The sequence below is a fragment of the Natrarchaeobius halalkaliphilus genome, assembly GCF_003841485.1.
Taxonomy (GTDB): Archaea; Halobacteriota; Halobacteria; order Halobacteriales; family Natrialbaceae; genus Natrarchaeobius; species Natrarchaeobius halalkaliphilus.
On sequence record NZ_REFY01000004.1, the window covers coordinates 84,824 to 104,842 of the forward strand.

The window sequence follows — 20,019 nt, forward strand, 5'->3', positions numbered from 1 at the left end:
ACCGGGGACATATATCTTGGTAGCTTGCTCTCAGTTGGCGGTGGATTTGCTACCTTGTCCCCGACGTCCAAGCAATCGCATCTGTTGGCATTGTCACGACAGGATCAATAATCCGGTTCCAGGTCTCGGGGGTTGCACATACATATGGGTCCGTACTTACTTACAGATCCTATCTGGAAGGTGCGAACTTCGCTACGGCTGATTCATCACGTATTAGGATTTTCTTCCAAATTCGGCGTCACGATCGCTGCCAGAACAAAGAATAAGACACCGAACGGAATCCCTATGATCGTAATACAAAACATGATCCCCAATATGAAACAGAGATTAGCAAGGTTCTTCTTATACTTCTCAGTCGGTGTCAACTCTCGGTCTGGGCTGTCCGCCTTGATCTCCTCCCGGATCTCTAACACCCACATGATTGCTTTTTCGACTATCGACCCGCGGAGAACCCCATCTAACCCACCCGAGTATACCTCTCCCTTGATGTCTACTGGCTGACGCCTCGGATCTATATCCATCGCCTCCTTCCAAACGTCCTCGTGACACTTGTCACAGGTCGCTCCACCGAGACCGGGGTTCAAAGCCCAAGCACCACATTCCGGACACGGACCTGTTTTGGCATACACCTCCGCATCTTCCCAGTGTTTATCTCCCACACTGGTCGTCCGGAGTATGCTCAGGTCTTCTCTTTCGATGTCATAGACCCGTTCAGAATCCACGTCACTGAGTGTTCTCGATTCGTCTACGTTGAGATCGTCCCGTTGATACTGCTCTCCACACAACTGACATACGTATGCATCGTTTCCCTGTACAATCGCAAAAAGTCCACAGCTTGGGCAAGCTCCGTTTGTTACGATGTCTGATATGGAGCCCATGATTCTACCACCCAATCCATCTTCGTGGGGGTGTCTCCACAGCCAGCGAGCGTTCTCCGATTTCATCGATTCTCCGGTCTAAGCCACCTGTTCGAACTAACTTCTCTCCCCAATCAAATACAAGAAGACGCATGATAGTCTGGTTGAGAGGACTACCACTTAGTTTTATCTTACCGGTTAGTTTTTCTCATCGGTTAGTAGAATCGTTTATATAGCTGTTGTTAGGCGGTCTGGAAATCCTAATCGATGAGTCTAATCGGAGAGACGAAGCAGAGTATCTTACTCCGGCTCCGCGAAGAACCAGCGCATGGATACGACTTGGCGAAGGAGTTGGACATCTCGTCTGGATACGTCTATCAGCACCTTCAAGAGCTACAAGATGAGGGAATGATTGAGGTCTATGAGGACGAAACAGAGGGTCGACAGCGTACCAGCTACCACTTGACCGAAAATGGAGAGTTATTGCTGAAAGCCCTCGGTGAATAGTTCGCAACTGCCCATAGAATGAGATTCATGACTACTTCTCCGGTACTGGTCGAAGATCTCGCCAGCGAAAGTGTTCAATCTCGCCATTCCCAAACTCAACGGCGAACAAGTACGAGTCGCGCACGTCGCCGGTAACTGCATCTGCGTCGTCTTCGATCAGATCGACAACCTCGCCTTTCCGGTCGTGATACAGCTCAAAATCGGGATCACCTTTGTCGGGAATGTCAATGCGGACCCGATCTCCGACCTCGAATCGTCTCATCGGCGTAACCATCACGGGGCTGGCTCGTGGTCGTTACGGTCCAGCCCACTGATCGCCCATCTCGCGGGCACGGTCGTCGACGTCGTCTCGATGGTCGACAGCAGACAGCGGCACTCGACCCGTCATCTGCTCCCAACCACACCGTTCGTTGCACTCGTAGTAGACTTTCCAGCTCGACGCTTCCTCCTTCGTACCGTAGACCAGTAACGCACCGCAGTCAGGACACGTCGCCGTGTCGTGTTTCTTGAACGTAATCATTGCTCTATCGGGCGACTCCGATCCTTCACACGAACGCCAGCAAGTTGGTGACTCCAGAACACGGCCTCGACGATCACTTCGTCAGCTCCTTCCGTTCCAGGGTCCACTGATCCGGGACAACACTTCATGCACCAGGTCCGTCTTGGTGTCCAGCCGCCTTCGTCGTACCACGTGGCATACATCGAGACCTTATCCCCGTGTTGAATCTGCTTGTTACAGCTATCGCAAATGTGGCCGGTCTGCACACCGTTGAGCGATGTTGCGGGATCAGGACGGCTCATCCGTCGATTCCCTCCAGTTCAATCCCGATTGCTTCAGCTGTGTTCTGGAAATTCTCTTCGCTGACTTCGATTGCTGTCTCGACGTACTCTTCGCGTCCCGTCTTTTCACCGACGAGCCGGAAGATCGGATACCATTTGCGGAACCACCATACCATCAGGCGGATGAATCGCTCAATCATCGGCATTCACCTCCTTGTACCACGCGTCGAGATCGGACGAGTGGAGTGTCCATCCCTTCTCGGGGAGATTAGCCACGACGTCTTGCTTGAACCTCTGGTAGTGATCACAGGCGATGTCACCGTCAAACGCGTGCGCGAGCAACGCAATCGCGAGTTGTGCGGGGCCGCTTCCTCCATAGCCCCACTCGAACCCGCTTCTCGAAGCCGACAGCAGATCATACCTGAAGTCGAGCGGCTCGCCGTCGACGCTGACAGTACACTCTTCGCCTACCGGTGAAGTAGGATCTCGATAGCCGTGATAGACTGTTTCCGCCGAATCGGTCGTTGCTGAAGGCCCCGGATCGGTGCTTTGGATGCTCGAACCCTGGGTTTCGCCCCCGACATCGTGGCTCATCTTTCCGCCACCTCTCGAAGCCGTTCGACTGCATCTTCGAGTTTGGTAGCCGTCTCGCCTAACTCGTCAGCGGCCTGGATCAGTTCCGCGGCATCCTGCTGGATGTCGTTGGCCTGTTCGCTGAGCGATTCGCTGAGCGCATCGATGTCGACTTGCCCTACCTCTATCCTCACCCTCCGCACATGTTTACATTCTTTTACTTCCTCGCGGTACTGAAAGTCGGGACAGGAGCAGGCTGGCTCTCGCAGGTCAACCGTGTAGGCTGATCCGGATTGCGTCGTCACCTCGAAGAGCGCATCTCCCTCTTCAATGACGGTCATGTGCTCGCGGGCGGCCCGAAGCGTCCGGGCGTCAACTTCGGGCTGGACCGACTCTGAACTCACGCTTCGTCACCCCCAGTGTCGCGGACTGGTACCCAAACGGGCTCGTCGTTGGAGTATTTGAGCTGTCGTTCCAAGTGAGCATCTTCGTCGACGAGGTCGATCGCCTGTTTGGCAGCTTCCAGAGTTAATGAGCCCGTCCCAAACGTGTGGCCCCGCTCCAGCGCCGAGGGATCGGTAGTGATCCGTACGTCGACGACCGGGCCGAACGACCGTTGGTTGACGCACCCCGCACGGGACGACCAGGGGCCTTTGAGCGTGACTTCTGTGCCGTCACGCATCGTGATGGTGTAACACCGACCGGCGTAGCCGCCATCGTTGCCGTCGCCAGACCACGCGTAGTAGGACACGAAACCGTCCTTGATTCCGCACCAGATTCCGTCTTCGTGCTCAAATCGGAGTTTGTCTCGCGACGGGATCTCGTCGACGACGACCTGTAGACGTGGGTCGTTGCCGACATCTTCCATCCAATCTACTGACGCCGCTTTCAACTCCATTAGGCGTCACCTCCCCGCCGCTGGACATCGCTGACGTACACGTGGCTCCGAGCCTTCTCGGCGTGTTCAGTACACGCTGGGTCCTGAGCGTAACCCCTCACGGGCGCGTTCACGATGACCGTGTGAGTGGCCTCTCGCTGACAACCGAGCTCCCGACGGTACGGACCAGAACTCGATGGCGTCGCTCGCTGCTCGCTCATCACGCCTCACCTCGACACGAGTTCGGGAGGTCACGTTTCTGGAGGACCTCTACGCCACACAGAGTACAGCGGTAGAAATGTTCCAAGTACTCCGTCTGCTCTGGATGTCCTCGATGTGGATCGGGGTGCTGCCCCGGAACCCATTCCGCCTTGTCGATGATCAGATGTGAGCCGACTCGCTCCGCGTCTGGGTGTTGTTGTGCCGATGCTCTTTTGCCGTAGCTGTAGCTATCTGACATTGGCTTCTTGCCTCCATCAGGAAGCCTACCGAGTCCGGTGCTCCAGCACCGGCCTCAACTCCGGAACTCTGTGCCCAGAGCCGTGGCTCCTCGTGTAGGTTTCCTTATATAGTAGTAGGAGGGGTAGGATATTAGTAAACTTGTTGACAGCAATAACTGTCGAGAATGAGCGTTTCAGAACCTATTAGCGGGGACCGAGAGCGCAATGCCAACAGCTGCGTTGTCCGAGGGCAACCCACAGCAAGCCGTTTTCCGACTCTTTTCCGCGATTAATCAGAGTGACGAAAGCGATCTGGAAGGGGTCCAAATAGAGAAGATCTCTGTTGACTAATCAGTCTGAATTTGGAACGAGATTCTTCGCCTCGATTCTGGAGTCTGGCTCAAGTAGTTTATCCCACGGCTCGTCGAACCTTCTGACCAACGCAGGAACATTTCCTATCGCCTCGCGTGCTTCCGGCCGCAACAAGTAGTGAGTCTCTCTGTCGATCTGTTGTCGCTTGATAAAGGCGTCAGTACCAGGGCTACCGGGAATATCATCAGTCTCGTTGATTCGCCTTCCGAAGGCTCCCAAGACCCCTGTGAGGCTTTGCTCTGGGTCTTGGTGTATCCCTCCGCGAAGCTTCTCCGCAAGTTCCCCGCGACCAATCGGTTCGTCTCGCTCGTAGAGTACTTTCAGCAACGTTATTTGACCTCGCATGAGGTCCGCTCGGCACAATATTTTGGTAAGGGAAGACGGCTGCATGAGGTATCTGTGCGTACCCGAGCATGTTAAAAACCCGTCTTCACCGTGGCAACACGAACTATTGGGTCCGTGCCACCGAGGCTGTTGGCATGGGTCGGTCAGAACCGGTAATGATGCTCTGGCTCTGAGCCTCTGTGCTTTTGATATACTCAAGAAGTGTCGCTCTCATATTGTTAAAACTGAACATATATACGATTCAGCCAGTGACCTGCGCCCACTACCCATATCTAATCAAATAAGGGATTTGGGCTACACTTGTGTGATCTTTTACTGTTTGGGTGAGGCGGGGTAGGAGCGTTCAATCGTCGATACGAACCTCTCCCCACCAGTTGCCATCGTCAAGACCAGCGTCAATCCACACGGTAGCACCTCGGTCAGTTTCCTTCTCGACATAGCCATCCTCATGGAGACGGTTTAGATGGCGTTTGATGGAGCTGGTTCCGTAGTCGACCATCTCGTCAAGTTCGGTAGTCGTGGCGACCTCTTTTGTTTGGAGAGCACGGATAGTGACGTGTTCTTTGTCGGTTCTCGTTCGGATGGAGTCGCGATCATCATCATCAACTGCAGCTGTAATGGGGATCCAGTCCGGGATTGTCGAAGTGTGGACATAGATGTCCGCACCGTCGACGTCTTCGTCTCGGCCAATCCGGAAGATAGCTTGGGCGGTCATATGCTTAGTAACGTGGTCGTAGTACCGATCGCCGACCGGGCCATACGTCTTTTCGGAGCCCTTCCCTTCTCCCTCGGGTACGTCGTATCCGTCGAGAGCCGCCAACCGCTGGATCTCACGATCACCGGGGTGTCGTGAGCCCGATACGACTAACGTATCCATGTGCGAGATAGCGTTTGAGCTCTTGAGTCCGCCGAAGTAGAGTTCGTCGTTAGCCACGAACTCATCGTACTGTCTCTCGGCGAACTCTCTGGTCTGCTTGCGTCCTTTCTTGCTGGTGATGAACGCGACAGGCTCTCCTCGACGACCGGGCGCACCACGATCGTAAGCGTGTTCGAGTAGAACCATATTGTGTCGCTCGTTCACGTATTCTCCGGAGCTGGCCGGCTTTGTCGTCCATGTTGTCTGATAGACGTTGTACCCGAGGATGTCGTTGATGTAGTCCTGTCGCTTCTCCGTGGTGAGGAACTGGTCAACTTTTAGTTCGAGGCCAAGTCGGTTGTTCCACATCTCGGGCACCGGTGTCCCGTCAAGACCTATAACCGTGTCAGCGAGGTAGAGTGCTGGTGGGACACGCGTCGTCACGCCGCCTTCCTGATCATCTTTGAGAAAGGTAGCTTCTCTACCCTCCAGGTTGATTTCGCATCGCTTGAAGTTCGAGTCGCCCAGTGGCGTGGCCATTAGCTCGCCGACAATCAGCAGCGGAGTATCAGCCCGGCGTCCGTTCATCGACAGGCCAAGTTCGGGGTCGATTAGTCCACCATCCCGGTTTTTTATGGTTTCGACGATCTCCATCTGTTTTGGAGGTGCCATATCTTTGATGTCGGCCAGCGTCTCGACGTCATCGATCTCATCGGTTGTCGATAACATCTGGCTCACGGCCCTCGTGACGGTATTGTCTGCTACTTCCGTCTCGTATGCCTTACCTGGGTCTTCATCAAAAACGCACACTCGGCCTTCAGTGTACGACTCGACATAGGCATGTTGTGGACTGGCAATAATCAGCTTCTTGTCTTCAGCCTCGAAATCAGACCTCTCCGAGTAGGTGCACTTCCCGTCCCGCTGTTGACACGGCATGTTCTTCTTTTTCTCGACTCCGAACCACTTGTGAATTTTACTGGCGGTCGCTCCGTTCGAAGTGAGGGTGTCGATGATCTCCACCCATTCAGGATGGTCGTCTTCGTCGTAGGAGTCGCAATGCTGCTGAAAGGAGGGAGCAATCGCAACATCATCTTCACAGACCCTACGACATGAAACAGCGTAGTCGTAGATATCGTGGCGTGTATCCCACTGACGGGTGAACACAGTCACTGGTTTCGATTGCCACTGCGCAAGATGGCCAGCGAGATACGTTTTCCCGAGCGTCATAAGCGCGAGCATCAGACGGTTGCGCCCGTTGTTGATGTGATCAACGACACGCTTTGCAAGCTCTCGACGGTATTCGTTGATACCTGACCCGTCTCCAATACCTTCGATCTCTTTCAACGCCATCGTCTCTACTACTCTTCAGCTGTATCGAGGGTCTCGGAGTCGAACTTGATTCGTTGCTGGAGTTTTTCGTCATTGAAACCGGTGAAGCCGTCTTGCATTTCTTCCATACCTCCTCGTTGGTTCGTAGACCGAGCTTCGACGTGTTGAACGATCCACTCCGCGACACCATAGGGGAGACGTCTCCCTTCCTCCACCATCTGCTGTCGAATCACCTTCACCGTTTCTGGTGATGAGTAGTCATCACTTTTGACGTAGTTCTTAGCGTACGTTGATGCGTAGCGGATCGTCAGTTGTAGAACCGTCCACGAGTCTCGTGGTGGTTCGTCAGTATTGAGACAGTGTTGATATGCTGATAGATGATGGAATAGCTGTTGGCGACAGTTTGTTACTTGGTCTTGATCCCCAGTGCTAAGCACCTGGTAGTACTTCTCTGCGTGCCGAAATATTACTGTGTCGGGGTTGTACATATGGTTGTTGCCGAAACTCTTGTACTCCGATTCTTCCATCGGTTTGTGTGTTTTCATCATATTTTAATCACTTATTTTTGCATAGGCCCGCCACTCGTCGGAAGATACAAGCCTCGAAAACGCGTAAACGTGAACGAGGCTTTCACCCGGAGTTGCGGGCCTCAAGTTAGGATCCAGCGGCCGATCCCCTGCTACAAGTTCCGGCCGTTGGTTTTATACTGCTACTGAGTAGTTACCTCCGAGTAGTGGTCGATCATCTTATCGAGAAGTTGACTATAAGTTTCTCCACCTGATTTTTGGGCTCTCAGTCGATCTCTCACGCTTGGATCCAGCTTGATACTGGTTCGATTTCGGGTCATTATGCCAGGCTTCAGATGTATCTACACCCCCGGGGATATATACCAGTTTTCCGTGATGAAGGTCACTCGCCGTTCCTGCTGCACCAAGTGTGGAAACTGTGTATTCTATCCTCGACAAACCAACTAAACTAGCTGACGGCGATCGATGGCCGGTGTCAATAAAACAATACAGTCAGGTGATATTTCAGAATCGGATTCACGACGACAGCGTGGATATGCCAACACATCCGGCGGTACGGACTGCTCGGACACCACCGGAGTGAAACACCGGTCGGCTTGGAATTTCGACCGGGGGTAGGACCAGGGCTGCTATCGTCAAGGGGAGGGTCAAACAGACGAGGAGGGGTACTACCCTTGTTTGAGATCAGCTGGCATCAGTAAGAAGGGGTCTTAGAGCGGACTGACATCCAGTTTCGACGGGTTTAGGGGACGAAAACAGTGGGGGCTACTTCTCCGCACCCCCAATTTCGCCCAAGGTCTTGTTGCGGAGGTCCACCGGCTCGTCCCACGCATCCTCGGGATCGACCGGTTTCAGCGAGTGCTCAATCTCAGCTTCAGTGAACGCGACCTCGGGCACCCGGTAGTCGAACCGTGGATGATCGTACTCCATCGAGATCCGTCGCCACTTCATCGCGAGTGGTGGCTCCCCTGGCTCCGCGACACGACCACCGTGAATCTTGAAGTGGTCCCACCCACGTCCGGCACCCTTGCCAGCGTAGCAATGTTTGTCGACGACGACGTCGTACTTCTCACCGATCACGAGCTCGTCTGGCTCTGCTGGGAACGTTACCTCCGGCTCCTCTCCACTCATCATCGCCTCGGCTCGTTCGCTTGCGATTCGATCGAACTCCGCGATTCGATCGTTGACTGCTGGCCGTTCGGACCTGACGACGCTCAACGCGGCATAGATGGCCGCAAGCTTCGATTCCCAGCAGGACAGGTCTTCGTATCGCTCTCGGGCCATCCGCTCGTACGTCTCCACCACAGTGATCGCCGACGCAGAGGCGTGCTCTATGGCGAGGTTTGTGATTTCTGACCAGAACTTCTCCCCGAATCCTGAACGGGCAAGTTCCCAGCTACAGAACGACGCTACCTCCTCGTCGTCATCGGAAATTGCGCGTCGAAGCCGTTCCCGCAACAACCGCTGATCGAAGCTGTGATGCGTCTCTTCGACACGGAGTGGCTCGCCGAAATCGTTGGTCGGAACCTCGTCGTCTGAATCGTCTTCTCGTTTCCCGTCACCGAAGGTGAGCTGTTTGTCAGTGTCCGCCTCTTCGATCGGTGGCCCCAACTCGTCCTCATCAGTGAGGGTACCGGGGTTAACCGGGAGGTCGTACAGTGTCTCGTGTTCACCGTCCTGCTGGGCTCGTACACGGTCCTTGCAGGCCTTGTCAAAGCCGTCATTGAGGTAAGTGGCCTCTCGTGATGGGCGAGCTTTAGCGGCAATTCTGGCGGCTCTCATTGCACACAGGATTACGTCCCGATCGTCAGACTGATCGGCGATCCGTTCGAGGACTCGAATCTCCGTCGCCCCCTGGACGCCAGCAGCGAGATCCTCCAGGATGTAGAGATTGAGCCGTTTCCAGACGTTGTCTGAGTAGCCTGACCGGCACATCTCGTAGGCGACCCACTCGGCGATCTCTGGCTGGTTTCGCCGAACCGATTTCTGCATCAGGCTGGACAAGATGTGACGATTGTAACCGCCCTTCGTCTGATGCCAGCTGTACGTCTCACCGACATCGTTCAGTTCTTCGCCCGGTTCGTCCTCGTCATCAACGGGAGAGCCGTCAAGCCGTTGCTGTCGCTCTTCGTTGTTCTTTGCCATAGGATATGATCCATGTGGATATTGGTGTTGACCGATGATAAAAATATCTTTTATCTGACTATTCTGACAGTAGTTGTGGTTCAAAATCGGTGATAGAGAACGGATAACGAACAGCGCGACAATGCCAACAGCCACACAAATACGAGCACCGATGAGGTCTTCACGGCCAGGGGAGTCTGCGATACTTTGATTTTCTATGTCACACGAGTACACTGTGTGTCAGCCGAAAAGCAACTACAGGAGCTGGTTCAGCGCCTCAACCGTCTCCCAGACGCTAACGAACCTCCGCCGACCACGCTCCAGATACTCGGACGCAATCATCAGGAGCAGGACTGGCAACGACTTCTGTTCCATTTCCTTTCGCCCGGCAAGGGACACGGACTTGACCACGGGCTCTTGGAACACCTCTTGTCGTCGCTCTCGAAGCGGGAAGACTTGGACTACACGTTCTCTCGACTGGATCTACAGGACATCAAGGTCGAAACAGAGGTCGTCACCTCGAACGATACCCGGCCCGATGCGGTTCTCTGGCTACCGGGAGACTGGTTCATCTGTTGGGAACTGAAACTCTGGGCGTCCGAGACCCATGAGCAAACCAAGGCCTACATCGATGCCTCATCGTTCCCGGCGATCGAACTATCGAAAGACGAAGTGCCAGTAGACAATCGTCACTACATCTACCTCGCCCCCGAGAGCGCATCATCACCAGAGGCAAACGAGTTCGTACAGATCTCTTGGGAGTGGATCGCTTCTGAACTCCAGACGTTCCTCGCGGAGAGTCAGGGCGGGTATCCGGCACGGACGACAGCACAGCTCGACGACTTCATCAGCACGATACAGCAGGAACTAACGATGACTGAACACCAAAAGAACCAGCAGGAGAAGGCACAGCTGTACTTCGATTACTACGACGAACTCCAAGACGTACAGAGCGCGTTTGAGAACCAGTGGGACGACTTCACGGATAACTGGGGTCTACGTCTCGCCCGAGAGTTGGATGGTGTCGAAATCGTGGAGATCCCGGATCTCTCCGACAACCACGTCGGGATCGAACTAAACCCAGACTCCGAAGAATCCGCTCGATGGATTTTCCGCCAGGGAAGTTCGTGGGCGGGTATCGCCAAAGAACAGTGGCGGCGACGGAGAACAGGTGACTACGCTGTCATCTACGGTGCCCCTGATGACGACAACTACGCACACATCACCCTATATCATCGGCTTGAAAAGAATCGTAAGAAGGCGATCCAGGACGGTATATTGGAACTCACGCTTTGGCACGGCAACAGTAGCGACAATGAGTTCTATAAGCTGGTCAACGACCGAGTCACCAAGAAGATCGACGAGCGGGAGTATGAACTCCCGCCTACAGTTGAGTTAACCAATCGTACTGGAAATATACTTACGGCAACATACAATATCCCCATCGCCGAGCACGACGACTTCTTTGATGCTTACACTGCGGGACTGGGAGATGCCTTCGTTGATTTGGCTGTTGAGAACTCCGAACTGATCACCATCGTCGACGAGGCTTTTGATGAATCACTTGAGGAGTATTACTAACAGATCTGGACAACTCTGTGGCGGAGTCGGAAATCGAACCACACAAAACTCTGACCAACAGTAGTGATTTGTGTTTCTATGATAACACTCTGAAGTATGAAGATCGGTAGCGAGTATGAGACCGATTATTGGCGACACGTGATCTTGGAGTACCGAAGTGATCACGGCCGAATCGGAGAGTCAGTAATCCACTCCCACCAAGCTGAGTTGGAAAACTTGAGGGACGACCTATTGGATAGAATAGATAGATTGGAATCCAACCAGACTGGGATGAGGGATGACCCTGACTTTGACCAGCAGGATTTGAATGGGCTACCGGATGACACAGCTATCCCACGGCCCTATACATATCGGCTCGTAGCACTAATGGCCCTGTCCTGTGGAATAATGGAGAAACAGTTGGAAATCTTGCTCTCGCAGGATCTTATACCTGATAAGCGACGTGACGGAATCGTTCAGTCCTGCTTCGAGAATCGAGGATTATACAAAAACTTAGAGTTTGCAAAGGCGGCCAACGTTATTGATGACAAGGTCTACTCGCCTGCAACCGATGTGAGGAAAACACGCAATAGACTGGTTCATAATCCAGTATTCAGATTACATATTGACTCGTATAGCTCACATCGGCATCGCATCAAAAAAGCAGTAAAGGCCCCGAACGAGATTGATCAGCTCATCCAGAACGCCGTGTGACCCATCCAAAGAAGGGATAGAAGAGAAGCTTAGTCGGGCTGTGATAGTCTGTCACTCACCGCTTCGAGGTGAGCAGCTACCAGATCTGCTCAGCAGCGTCGTTACGAGTTTCAGCGTCGGAGTGGAGATATTTCATCGTCGTCGTGACGCTCTTGTGACGGAGCTGTTCCTTCGCGTGGTGTGGACCGATGTGGTTTGCCCAGTAGGTCGCAACCCCGTGGCGGATCGAGTACCAGGTAATATCCTTGTGGTCAGGGATAGGAAGGTCGCCCTGCTCAACGAGGCGGCTGAGTAGATAGTTACACGACTTGGAACTGTACTTGCTTCCTTGCTTCGTCAGCCACAGTTCGTCCCGACCGTTGTACTTGTCGTAGGTTGCTCGCTCCTCTAACCACCGTTTGAGGACTCTTGACGTGCGCTTCTTGATGGAACAGTTCCAGTGCGCCTCGTTCTTCGTGGACTCATCCTTGGGTATGTTGAGCTCGTTGTTCTCAAGATTGACCCAGTCCGTGGTGGCTCGCCCCACTTCGATGGGACGGAGGCCAGTGTCCAGCGTCACAGCGATGATCGATGGCCCCTTCCACGAGTTCGCCTGTTCGAAGTGCTCGGGACCGACCTCCGACTTGGGCACGCCGAGGCGCTGTGATACGTGTGTTTTCAGCCGATCACGCTCCTCCGTGGACATATTGCTGTTGTAGCTCTTGACTGAGCTGTGTTCCAGCGCCGCCTGATAGAGCGGCTTGAACGCGGTTCTACGGAGATAGTCTCGTTCGTCACCGGTCGCCTGACTCAGCTCGGGTTTCGGCTCCCAGTCGTAGTCGGTTCCGTGGATGTGGTTCTGGTACTTGAACAACCGTTGGACGGCTTTCCCGTAGTGAAGCACGCTGGAATCGGCCATCCCGTCTGAGCGATTAAGCAGACGGATGAAGCGGTCGGCGTGGTCAGGTGTGAAGTCAGTCGTGTAGCCGTCTTCGTCCTCCCAGAGCCATCGGAAGACGATCTCAAGCTTGTAGTGTGTCGACTGAAGGGTGCTCTCTGCGAGGCCTTGACCCTTCTCTGGGTGCTTGCCGTATGTGGCGAGCCACGAGAGAAGGTCTTTCTTGAAGTCGCGGTAGTCGTCGACCATATTGAGCCCGTAGTTTTCGAGATCCTCGCGTGTACGTTCACTGGCGAGGGGAAAGTCGAACTCAACTTGTTCTGGAGCCGGGGGTAAACCATCCCGTCGAGTACCATCTCCGGCGGGGAGGTTGTCAAGCGGATCGGGGTGGTTGGTCATCGGCGTACACCCCGTTTTGTTTGTGTGCCATGACACGTTTCAGAATCGCAAGACTGCGCGGCTGTCGGGTTGTAGTTTTTTTCGGACGTTCTTGGACATAGTTCGTCTCTCCTGAAAAGGTCGAAATCAGGTCAGAGAGACGCTAAGGCCGCTGAAGCCTAGGCCGGGATTTGAACCCGGGCTCTCGTCCTTACCAAGGACGCGCTTTACCGCTAAGCTACCCAGGCGCGCAATCATCAGTTGACTCGAGTCGTCTTTATGGGTTTCGATTCGACGGGAGAGTGAGAACCGCTCGCGCAGTTCGGACGGCCTTACCGGTTCGGATCGGGAAGAGTGAAACTGAGTGGAGCGCTCGTCGAGCGACGTCGTGATCGTTCGCACTCGAGATCGCGCGGAGACGGTCCTCGACGCCGAGAGTGGAACGGGCCGCTGTCGGTTAGCTCCGACGACAGCACGCGGACGAGTGCACCGGTGTAGCGATCCGGATCAGGGGTCGGTCGCGGAGGTCGCTCGGTCCGTCGTGGGCTCCTCGAGCGAGCGATCGGAGGGGGAAAACGAGAAGTCGTTCAGACACTCTTCGACCGGTGGGAACGACGGTGCGACGTCGCCGGCGAGTTCGTCGGCGAGTGCGAGCAGCCGCGGTGACGGTGGCTCTTCGACGGCGGCGGCACCCGCACGGACGGCGAGTTCGAGGACGTCGCGTTCGAGGTTCGCGTCGATCGCGGCTGGGTCGGATTGTGAAGGTCGCGCGTCGACCTTCTGTCCGTCGTCGCGCCGAAGATCCTCGAGGTGAGTTTGGTCCCGGCCGAAGGACTGGACGGTTCGAACGGCCTTTCCGGCGGCGTCGGTTCGTGCGAGCAGGTAGAATCCGCGGGCGACGAGAATATCGGCGGCGAGGATTTCGAGGTCGGCCTCCGCTGCGATCGGTTCCGAGGACGTTGCCGTCCAGGGTTCGTCGTGAGCCAGCGTTCGGGTCAATCCCAGACCCTCGTAGATGAGCTGGACGCCGGCGGCGTGGGTGTATATCCCCTCGGTGTCGATCTCCACCGATTCGAAGTCGGCTTCGTCGGCCGCGTTCTCGAGAGGGGGCGTCGTCGCTCTGGCGGCGCTTTCGATCGTGAGGACGCCGGGGATCATCGATGCGTTGGCGAGCACGGATTCGACGAGATCGTGTAACTGCGGGGGTTCGACGTCCGCAACGGCCTCGAACGCGGCACGCCGACAGCTGTCGGCCTCTTCCATTGCCGGGACCTTACGAGGGGGGAGCCAAAGACCTTTGGAAAGGCTCGATTTGGAGGAGGCGGTCGAGATCAGAGGGACGACCGTCCGGCGCGATCCGGGATCGATTCCCGGCACGCCCTCGAGTGAGCGTCGTTGCCGACGTCGAAGCGTTCCGACAGGCGCGGTTTTTCGTTCATGCGTGAAAACGAGCAACGAAATGTGATTGGATGGCCAACAGTACTACACGGGGCGTAACTATTTGTGGGAATAGCAACGATTACTGCACAGAATGATCGACGAACGCATCGAAGAGAAGCGCGGCATCTCGTTCGCCGTCGACGAAGGCGAACAGTTCGAGGTAACCGATCCGGAGGGCGAGCAGGTGGCTGACCTCGTCGCGTTCAATCGCCACGATGTGAGCGAGCGGTTCTCACCGAAGTACTCCTACCGCCGCACGAACGCGCTCCGTCCGACGACCGGCGATACGCTCTACACCACCGAAGGAAACCCGATCCTCGAGTTCGTCGACGACGACTGTGGCGTTCACGACCTGCTGTACGCTCCCTGTAATCACTGGGTCGTCGGAGATTACTACGGCCAGACGGGCGAAGGTGGCTGTCGGGAAAACCTGACGGACGTTCTCGAACCGGAGGGCGTCCTCGAGCGGGACCTCCAGGAGACGCTGAACGTCTTCATGAAGTCGGTCGTCACGGATCAGACGACGGTCGAAATCGCGGAACCGGAGTCCGAACCGGGGGATACGGTGACGTTCGAAGCGAAACAGGACGTCATCGTCGGGATCGCCGCCTGTTCCGGGGAGTCGACCGTCAACGCCGACGAAACCAAACCGATCGACGTCACCGTCCCCGACGGGTCGGTCCTGCACCGCAACTACTCCTGATGCAGTGGGAGTAGCCGTCGAACGCGGGTGATCGGTGGACCGAATTTTCAAGGCGGTACTCATCAATTCTCGAGACGCTCATGATCGACCCACAGGAGGTGCCCCGGTTCGCTGGGGTCCCGACGTTCATGCGGAGCCCGCACGTGTACGACCTCGAGACGGCGTCTCCGGACATCGCGTTCCTGGGAGTTCCCTACGACGACGCGACGAGCTTTCGACCCGGTGCGCGCTTTGGGCCACGTGCGATCCGGCTGGCCTCGACGCTGCTCAAACCGTACAATCCCGTCACGGAAACCGATCTCTCACCCGTAACGATCGTCGATCACGACGACGTTCCGGTCGTTCCCGGCTACACCGAAGAGACGTTCGCTCGGATCGAGGCCCGCGTGTCGTCCGTCCTCGAGACCGACGTGTTCCCCGCCATCGCCGGCGGAGATCACTCGACGACGCTCGCGGTACTCCGGGCGGTCGCTGAGAAATACGGTCCGGTCTCGCTCGTTCAGATCGACGCTCACTCCGACCTGTGGACCGAGTACTTCGGAGAGCCGTACAGTCACGGGACGACCGTCCATCACGCGATCGAGGAGGGGCTGATCGATCCGTCGTCGTCGATCCGAATCGGCGAGCGCGGCGGTCTCTACGGGCCGGAAGACGTCGACCGTCACGACGACGCCGGCATCGAGTACTACCCGATAGACGAACTCGAGGACCGCGGGATCGAGGAGATAGGCGATCGACTGCGCGAGCGCGTCGACGGGCCGACGTTTGCGACCCTCGATATCGATGCGGTCGACCCCGCGTACGCGCCCGGAACCGGAACGCCGAGTCCCGGTGGACTCACCTCGCGCGAGTTCCTGCGCCTCATCAGGTCCCTTCGCGGGACGACGCTCGTCGGATTCGATCTCGTCGAAGTCGCGCCGCCGTACGACGACGCGGCCGGATCGACGGCGACCCTGGCCGCATCGGCCACGTTCGAGGCGCTGTGTGCAGCGGTCGACTCGAGCGGACCAGCCGGACGGCAATAGGTTGAATAGCCGCCGCCAGTGACTCCTACTATGACGATTTCTCCGGACCGCGATCGGCTCGTCGAGACGATGGAAGCGCAGGCGTCGATCGGCGCGACCGACGGTGGCGGGCTCCACCGTCTCGCGCTCTCCGAGGAGGACGAACGGGTGCGCGACTGGTTTTCCGCGCAAATGGACGCCGCGGGGCTCTCGACCCGAATCGACGAATTCGGCAACATGTTCGGTCGGCGGGAGGGAACCGATCCTGCCGCCGCACCGGTGTTGCTCGGCTCGCATCTCGATTCACAGCCCAGCGGGGGGATCTACGACGGTGCGCTGGGCGTCGTCGCCGCCCTCGAGTTCGTCCGAACGCTCGACGACGAGGGGATCGAAACGGAGCGTCCGATCGAGATCGTCAACTGGACCAACGAGGAGGGCTCTCGCTTTCAGCCGGCGATGCAGGGGAGCGGCGTCTGGGCCGGTGCACACGACAAAGAGGAGGAGTACGCGACGACCGACGAGGACGGCGTGTCGCTGAAAACGGCGCTCGAGGGGATCGGCTATCTGGGTGACGCGCCCGCGGAACCGCTCGAGGAGTACGACTCGTACCTCGAGTTGCACGTCGAGCAAGGCCCGTACCTGGAGGACGGCGGCCACCAGGTCGGCGTCGTCACCGGAATCGTCGGATTCGTCTGGGGTGCCATCACGTTTTCCGGGGAGCCAAACCACTCGGGATCGACGCCGATGGCACACCGGAGCGACGCCCTGGTCGGCGCTGCGGACGTGATCACGCAGGTTCGGCGCATCCCCTCGACGCTCGGTCCGCGAACCGTCGGGACCACGGGGTACGTCTCGGCCAGCCCGAACTCGATCAACATCATCCCCGGAGACGTCACGTTCACGTTCGGATTCAGGGATCCCGACGACGAGGTCGTCGACGAGGCGTTCGATCGCGTCCTTCTGGAAGCCGACGCAGCGGCGGACAGGGAAGGGCTCGACTGGCGCTTCGAGGAACGAATGCGCGTCTCGAGCGTGGAGTTCGCGGACCGGTGCGTCGACGCCGTCGAATCGGCGGCGACGAGCCTGGAGTACGACCGGACGCGCATCTTCAGCGGTGCCGGTCACGACGCCTCCCACGCGTCTCGCGTCTGCGATACCGGGATGGTGTTCGCCGTGAGCGAGAACGGAAAAAGCCACACCGAAGCGGAGTACACGAGCTGGGACGACTGTTACGCCGCGGCGAACACGCTGGCCAACGCGGCGCTCGAGCTCGCACGGCCGACCGATACCGCCGACTCCTAGCGACGCTCGCTCGAGCGGTTAGTGTGCGGGTGGGAGTCATAGAACGATTCCAATAGAATTCTTTTCGTCCCCGATAGACTGAACTACCCGTTCACTCCACGTGCAAACTGCTCGCTTCGCTCGCAGTTTCTACACGGGTAGATCGCTGTTCGAGACGCGCGACAGCGCGTCTCTCTGCGGTACGGCGAAGGCACCGTGAGCGTAGCGAGCGGTAACTGAGCCGTCTGTATCTTGCACGAGTGGTTGTGACACCAACCAGACACTGCTGTTTCGCTGTGTTCGATAAAAATCATCGGAATTATATTTATATGGAGGTTCCGGAAGAGTGGGTCAAGAAAACCCGGCAAATATTGATCCGTCTAATTTCATCGGCCTATAGCAGGCTAATCCAAAAGTTCCGAAAATCGCCGGAGAAGTGCTCCGTCTGGGATTTGAACCACCTGAAGACGGTCTCGCTCGCTCCGCTCGCGAGCGTGCGTCTTCCGTAATTCAAATCCTATCCGTGCGCGCTTCACTCACTTCGGTCGCAGTAGTGCTCCGTCTGGGATTTGAACCCAGGTCATCGGCTCGAAAGGCCCGGCTCCGCTTCGCGTCGCCGATCACGATTGAGCGGCGAATCAAACGAGGGAACCGCCTTTGAAGCCGGTTTCTCGGTCACTCAAGAAAGAATTATGCACTCATCATATATAAAGACCACTTTAGTAGCCCTTGGCCGAAGGCGATGGAGTTGCAGAGAGAACAAACGGACCTAATCAGTGACACCGACCGCTGGTATTCTGTGTTTTACAGGCTGTCGATCGAGAAGGCAGCCAGCTACCGCTATCGAGTCGGTCATCCCACGTGAGCAATAGCTGCGGACTGATCGTTGTATCAGCGAAGCCGCCTTCTCGTAAGGGACATTCGTCTATGGGTGCCACCAGCGCTGCCCGCATACCGTGAAAATCGATCCCGATTTCGGAGATGGTTGGTTAGCGGTTTCTCTCGTCAAGATTCACGGAGATGTTTTTCGTTTGGAGATACGAGTCGAGTGCCTCGAGACCTTTCTCACGGCCTATTCCGCTCTTTTTCATACCGCCGAAGGGTGTTTCGGTCGATCCGCCGAACCATTCGTTCACGTAGACGCTCCCTGCTTCGATCTCTCGAGCCATATTTAGCGCCTGTTTGATGTCGCGGGAAAAGACACCACCAGTAAGCCCAAACTCGACGTCGTTCGCGATGGTGATCGCCTCGTCGCGATCGGAGAACGGGATAACCGTGAGGACCGGTCCGAAGATCTCCTCCTGGGCGATTCGCATCTCGTTATCGACCGATGAGAATATCGTCGGCGGGATGAAGTAGCCGTCTCGATCGAGGGGGTCCCCGCCGGTCTCGAGCGTCGCACCCTCGTCAACGCCCATTTCGATGTATTCCAATACGGACTCGAAGTGTTCGGCGTGATTGAGCGGCCCCATATCCGGGTCGTCCGTTCCGGAACCGAGCGTGTACGATTCCGCACGGTTAACGATCCGTTCGATGAACTCGTCATAGATCGATTCGTGAACGAGCGCACGATCAGCCGCCGAGCAGATCTGGCCGGCGTTGGTGAAGATTCCCGTCGAAATCCAAAAGACTGCCTCGTCGAGATCCGCATCGGGCATCACGATGGCGGGATTTTTTCCGCCCAACTCGAGCGTTACCGGAGTGATCGTCTCGGCGGCGGATTGCATCACTGCCTCTCCCGTGGGTACGCTGCCGGTAAACGTGAGCTGATCGACGTCATCGTGTGATGAGAGGGCAACGCCCGGCTCTGCTCCGCCCGGAACGACGTTAATGACGCCATCGGGAACGCCAGCGTCTGCACAGATCTCCGCTAAGTGGAGCGCAGAGAGAGGTGTCGTCGGTGCCGGTTTCACAACCACTGCATTTCCGGCAACTAATGCCGGAGCCACACCACGAGCGGTAATACTCAGCGGGAAGTTCCACGGGATGATCTGTCCACTTACCCCGTACGGCTCCCGAGTCGTCAAATCGAGTTTGTCGTCGCCGAGCGGAATACTGTCTCCCTCGAGTTTGTCGGCGGCACCCGCGTAGTACTCGAAGTATCGAGCGGCCCCTTTGATGTCGTCGCGAGCTTGTGCAAGCGGCTTTCCTTGATCCCGACTCTCGATCGTTGCGAGTTCGTCCGCGCTCTCGCGGATGCGCTCTGCGATACTGTGAACGATCTGTCCGCGTTCGATAGGTGACTTCGATTGCCACGTGGAAAGCGATTCCCGCGCCGCTGCGACTGCACTATCGACGTCTTCGGATGTTGCCGCCGCAACCTGGGCGATTTCGTCACCCGTGGCGGGGTCCGTCGTCGTGAGATACTCTTCGTCCGATCCGTCCACGGATTCACCGTCGATGAACAAGTTATAGCGTTCTTCTGTTGCGATTGCCATCGGTATCACCAGCGGATTCGAGCGGATGCCCGTTGAG

Annotated in this window: 20 protein-coding genes and 1 tRNA gene; 6 read left to right on the top strand and 15 right to left on the bottom strand. The window is 56.6% G+C overall.

The window, feature by feature from the left end; genetic code table 11:
* Nucleotides 1-206: 206 nt before the first annotated feature.
* Nucleotides 207-944, bottom strand: coding sequence for a YccF domain-containing protein (locus tag EA462_RS10520; RefSeq protein ID WP_124178535.1), 738 nt, complete (start codon nt 942-944; stop codon nt 207-209).
* A 180-nt stretch (nt 945-1,124) separates the two neighbouring features.
* Here EA462_RS10520 and EA462_RS10525 point away from each other — a divergent pair, with 180 nt between their 5' ends.
* On the top strand, nt 1,125-1,364 hold the full coding sequence (locus EA462_RS10525) for a PadR family transcriptional regulator (RefSeq protein WP_124178536.1): 240 nt from the start codon (nt 1,125-1,127) through the stop codon (nt 1,362-1,364).
* 31 nt (nt 1,365-1,395) lie between these two features.
* On the opposite strand, the gene EA462_RS10530 is transcribed toward EA462_RS10525, so the two are convergent.
* The 10 genes from EA462_RS10530 to EA462_RS10580 all read right to left on the bottom strand — a co-directional run bounded on the left by EA462_RS10530 (nt 1,396) and on the right by EA462_RS10580 (nt 9,608).
* Nucleotides 1,396-1,626, bottom strand: a complete 231-nt coding sequence (locus tag EA462_RS10530) for a hypothetical protein (RefSeq protein WP_124178537.1) — start codon at nt 1,624-1,626, stop codon at nt 1,396-1,398.
* A gap of 33 nt (nt 1,627-1,659) precedes the next feature.
* Nucleotides 1,660-1,884 (bottom strand): hypothetical protein, encoded by a 225-nt coding sequence (locus EA462_RS10535; protein WP_124178538.1) that lies wholly within the window; start codon nt 1,882-1,884, stop codon nt 1,660-1,662.
* 277 nt (nt 1,885-2,161) lie between these two features.
* Nucleotides 2,162-2,344 (bottom strand): hypothetical protein, encoded by a 183-nt coding sequence (locus EA462_RS10545; RefSeq protein WP_124178540.1) that lies wholly within the window; start codon nt 2,342-2,344, stop codon nt 2,162-2,164.
* The gene (locus EA462_RS10550; protein ID WP_124178541.1) at nt 2,337-2,738 is read right to left on the bottom strand and encodes a DUF6166 domain-containing protein; all 402 of its coding nucleotides are present in this window, start codon (nt 2,736-2,738) and stop codon (nt 2,337-2,339) included. Before EA462_RS10550 ends, EA462_RS10545 begins: the two co-directional genes overlap by 8 nt.
* On the bottom strand, nt 2,735-3,121 hold the full coding sequence (locus EA462_RS10555) for an SWIM zinc finger family protein (RefSeq protein WP_124178542.1): 387 nt from the start codon (nt 3,119-3,121) through the stop codon (nt 2,735-2,737). Before EA462_RS10555 ends, EA462_RS10550 begins: the two co-directional genes overlap by 4 nt.
* Nucleotides 3,118-3,615 carry a hypothetical protein gene (locus tag EA462_RS10560; RefSeq protein WP_124178543.1) on the bottom strand — a complete coding sequence of 166 codons (498 nt, stop codon included), beginning with the start codon at nt 3,613-3,615 and terminating at the stop codon, nt 3,118-3,120. Before EA462_RS10560 ends, EA462_RS10555 begins: the two co-directional genes overlap by 4 nt.
* Before the next feature lie 770 nt (nt 3,616-4,385).
* Entirely contained in the window at nt 4,386-4,733 is a 348-nt protein-coding gene (locus tag EA462_RS10565) for a hypothetical protein (protein WP_207891652.1), read from the bottom strand.
* 361 nt (nt 4,734-5,094) lie between these two features.
* Nucleotides 5,095-6,957 (bottom strand): hypothetical protein, encoded by a 1,863-nt coding sequence (locus EA462_RS10570; RefSeq protein ID WP_124178545.1) that lies wholly within the window; start codon nt 6,955-6,957, stop codon nt 5,095-5,097.
* 8 nt (nt 6,958-6,965) lie between these two features.
* Nucleotides 6,966-7,463 (bottom strand): hypothetical protein, encoded by a 498-nt coding sequence (locus EA462_RS10575; RefSeq protein WP_124178546.1) that lies wholly within the window; start codon nt 7,461-7,463, stop codon nt 6,966-6,968.
* Nucleotides 7,464-8,228: 765 nt separating this feature from the next.
* Nucleotides 8,229-9,608 (bottom strand): hypothetical protein, encoded by a 1,380-nt coding sequence (locus tag EA462_RS10580; protein ID WP_124178547.1) that lies wholly within the window; start codon nt 9,606-9,608, stop codon nt 8,229-8,231.
* 216 nt (nt 9,609-9,824) lie between these two features.
* Here EA462_RS10580 and EA462_RS10585 point away from each other — a divergent pair, with 216 nt between their 5' ends.
* A complete protein-coding gene (locus tag EA462_RS10585) occupies nt 9,825-11,168 on the top strand; it encodes a PD-(D/E)XK nuclease family protein (protein WP_165872045.1) in 1,344 nt (447 codons plus the stop codon).
* A 96-nt stretch (nt 11,169-11,264) separates the two neighbouring features.
* Entirely contained in the window at nt 11,265-11,861 is a 597-nt protein-coding gene (locus tag EA462_RS10590) for a hypothetical protein (protein WP_124178549.1), read from the top strand.
* 76 nt (nt 11,862-11,937) lie between these two features.
* On the opposite strand, the gene EA462_RS10595 is transcribed toward EA462_RS10590, so the two are convergent.
* The 3 genes from EA462_RS10595 to EA462_RS10605 all read right to left on the bottom strand — a co-directional run bounded on the left by EA462_RS10595 (nt 11,938) and on the right by EA462_RS10605 (nt 14,379).
* On the bottom strand, nt 11,938-12,987 hold the full coding sequence (locus EA462_RS10595) for a tyrosine-type recombinase/integrase (RefSeq protein ID WP_243641398.1): 1,050 nt from the start codon (nt 12,985-12,987) through the stop codon (nt 11,938-11,940).
* Between the two features lie 305 nt (nt 12,988-13,292).
* Nucleotides 13,293-13,364 (bottom strand) — tRNA-Thr (locus tag EA462_RS10600).
* 259 nt (nt 13,365-13,623) lie between these two features.
* Nucleotides 13,624-14,379 carry a DUF7114 family protein gene (locus tag EA462_RS10605; RefSeq protein ID WP_124178551.1) on the bottom strand — a complete coding sequence of 252 codons (756 nt, stop codon included), beginning with the start codon at nt 14,377-14,379 and terminating at the stop codon, nt 13,624-13,626.
* Nucleotides 14,380-14,647: 268 nt separating this feature from the next.
* Between EA462_RS10605 and EA462_RS10610 the strand changes: the two genes are divergently transcribed.
* The 3 genes from EA462_RS10610 to EA462_RS10620 all read left to right on the top strand — a co-directional run bounded on the left by EA462_RS10610 (nt 14,648) and on the right by EA462_RS10620 (nt 17,565).
* Nucleotides 14,648-15,259: a DUF1989 domain-containing protein gene (locus tag EA462_RS10610; RefSeq protein WP_124178552.1), complete on the top strand. Its 612-nt coding sequence runs from the start codon at nt 14,648-14,650 to the stop codon at nt 15,257-15,259.
* Nucleotides 15,260-15,339: 80 nt separating this feature from the next.
* Nucleotides 15,340-16,284 (top strand): agmatinase, encoded by a 945-nt coding sequence (gene speB / locus EA462_RS10615; protein ID WP_124178553.1) that lies wholly within the window; start codon nt 15,340-15,342, stop codon nt 16,282-16,284.
* A 30-nt stretch (nt 16,285-16,314) separates the two neighbouring features.
* Entirely contained in the window at nt 16,315-17,565 is a 1,251-nt protein-coding gene (locus EA462_RS10620; protein WP_124178554.1) for a Zn-dependent hydrolase, read from the top strand.
* A gap of 968 nt (nt 17,566-18,533) precedes the next feature.
* Here the strand turns inward: EA462_RS10620 and EA462_RS10625 are convergent.
* On the bottom strand, nt 18,534-19,982 hold the full coding sequence (locus EA462_RS10625; RefSeq protein ID WP_124178555.1) for an aldehyde dehydrogenase family protein: 1,449 nt from the start codon (nt 19,980-19,982) through the stop codon (nt 18,534-18,536).
* Between the last annotated feature and the right edge of the window lie 37 nt (nt 19,983-20,019).

What these genes read in the sequence shown, in the direction of transcription:
- EA462_RS10545 (WP_124178540.1), bottom strand. Translation starts at nt 2,344, where the DNA reads ATGATTGAGCGATTCATCCGCCTGATGGTATGGTGGTTCCGCAAATGG.
- EA462_RS10610 (WP_124178552.1), top strand. Translation starts at nt 14,648, where the DNA reads ATGATCGACGAACGCATCGAAGAGAAGCGCGGCATCTCGTTCGCCGTC.
- EA462_RS10530 (WP_124178537.1), bottom strand. Translation starts at nt 1,626, where the DNA reads ATGAGACGATTCGAGGTCGGAGATCGGGTCCGCATTGACATTCCCGAC.
- speB (WP_124178553.1), top strand. Translation starts at nt 15,340, where the DNA reads ATGATCGACCCACAGGAGGTGCCCCGGTTCGCTGGGGTCCCGACGTTC.
- EA462_RS10620 (WP_124178554.1), top strand. Translation starts at nt 16,315, where the DNA reads ATGACGATTTCTCCGGACCGCGATCGGCTCGTCGAGACGATGGAAGCG.
- EA462_RS10625 (WP_124178555.1), bottom strand. Translation starts at nt 19,982, where the DNA reads ATGGCAATCGCAACAGAAGAACGCTATAACTTGTTCATCGACGGTGAA.
- EA462_RS10535 (WP_124178538.1), bottom strand. Translation starts at nt 1,884, where the DNA reads ATGATTACGTTCAAGAAACACGACACGGCGACGTGTCCTGACTGCGGT.
- EA462_RS10525 (WP_124178536.1), top strand. Translation starts at nt 1,125, where the DNA reads ATGAGTCTAATCGGAGAGACGAAGCAGAGTATCTTACTCCGGCTCCGC.
- EA462_RS10580 (WP_124178547.1), bottom strand. Translation starts at nt 9,608, where the DNA reads ATGGCAAAGAACAACGAAGAGCGACAGCAACGGCTTGACGGCTCTCCC.
- EA462_RS10605 (WP_124178551.1), bottom strand. Translation starts at nt 14,379, where the DNA reads ATGGAAGAGGCCGACAGCTGTCGGCGTGCCGCGTTCGAGGCCGTTGCG.
- EA462_RS10575 (WP_124178546.1), bottom strand. Translation starts at nt 7,463, where the DNA reads ATGGAAGAATCGGAGTACAAGAGTTTCGGCAACAACCATATGTACAAC.
- EA462_RS10595 (WP_243641398.1), bottom strand. Translation starts at nt 12,987, where the DNA reads ATGGTCGACGACTACCGCGACTTCAAGAAAGACCTTCTCTCGTGGCTC.
- EA462_RS10560 (WP_124178543.1), bottom strand. Translation starts at nt 3,615, where the DNA reads ATGGAGTTGAAAGCGGCGTCAGTAGATTGGATGGAAGATGTCGGCAAC.
- EA462_RS10590 (WP_124178549.1), top strand. Translation starts at nt 11,265, where the DNA reads ATGAAGATCGGTAGCGAGTATGAGACCGATTATTGGCGACACGTGATC.
- EA462_RS10570 (WP_124178545.1), bottom strand. Translation starts at nt 6,957, where the DNA reads ATGGCGTTGAAAGAGATCGAAGGTATTGGAGACGGGTCAGGTATCAAC.
- EA462_RS10520 (WP_124178535.1), bottom strand. Translation starts at nt 944, where the DNA reads ATGAAATCGGAGAACGCTCGCTGGCTGTGGAGACACCCCCACGAAGAT.
- EA462_RS10550 (WP_124178541.1), bottom strand. Translation starts at nt 2,738, where the DNA reads ATGAGCCACGATGTCGGGGGCGAAACCCAGGGTTCGAGCATCCAAAGC.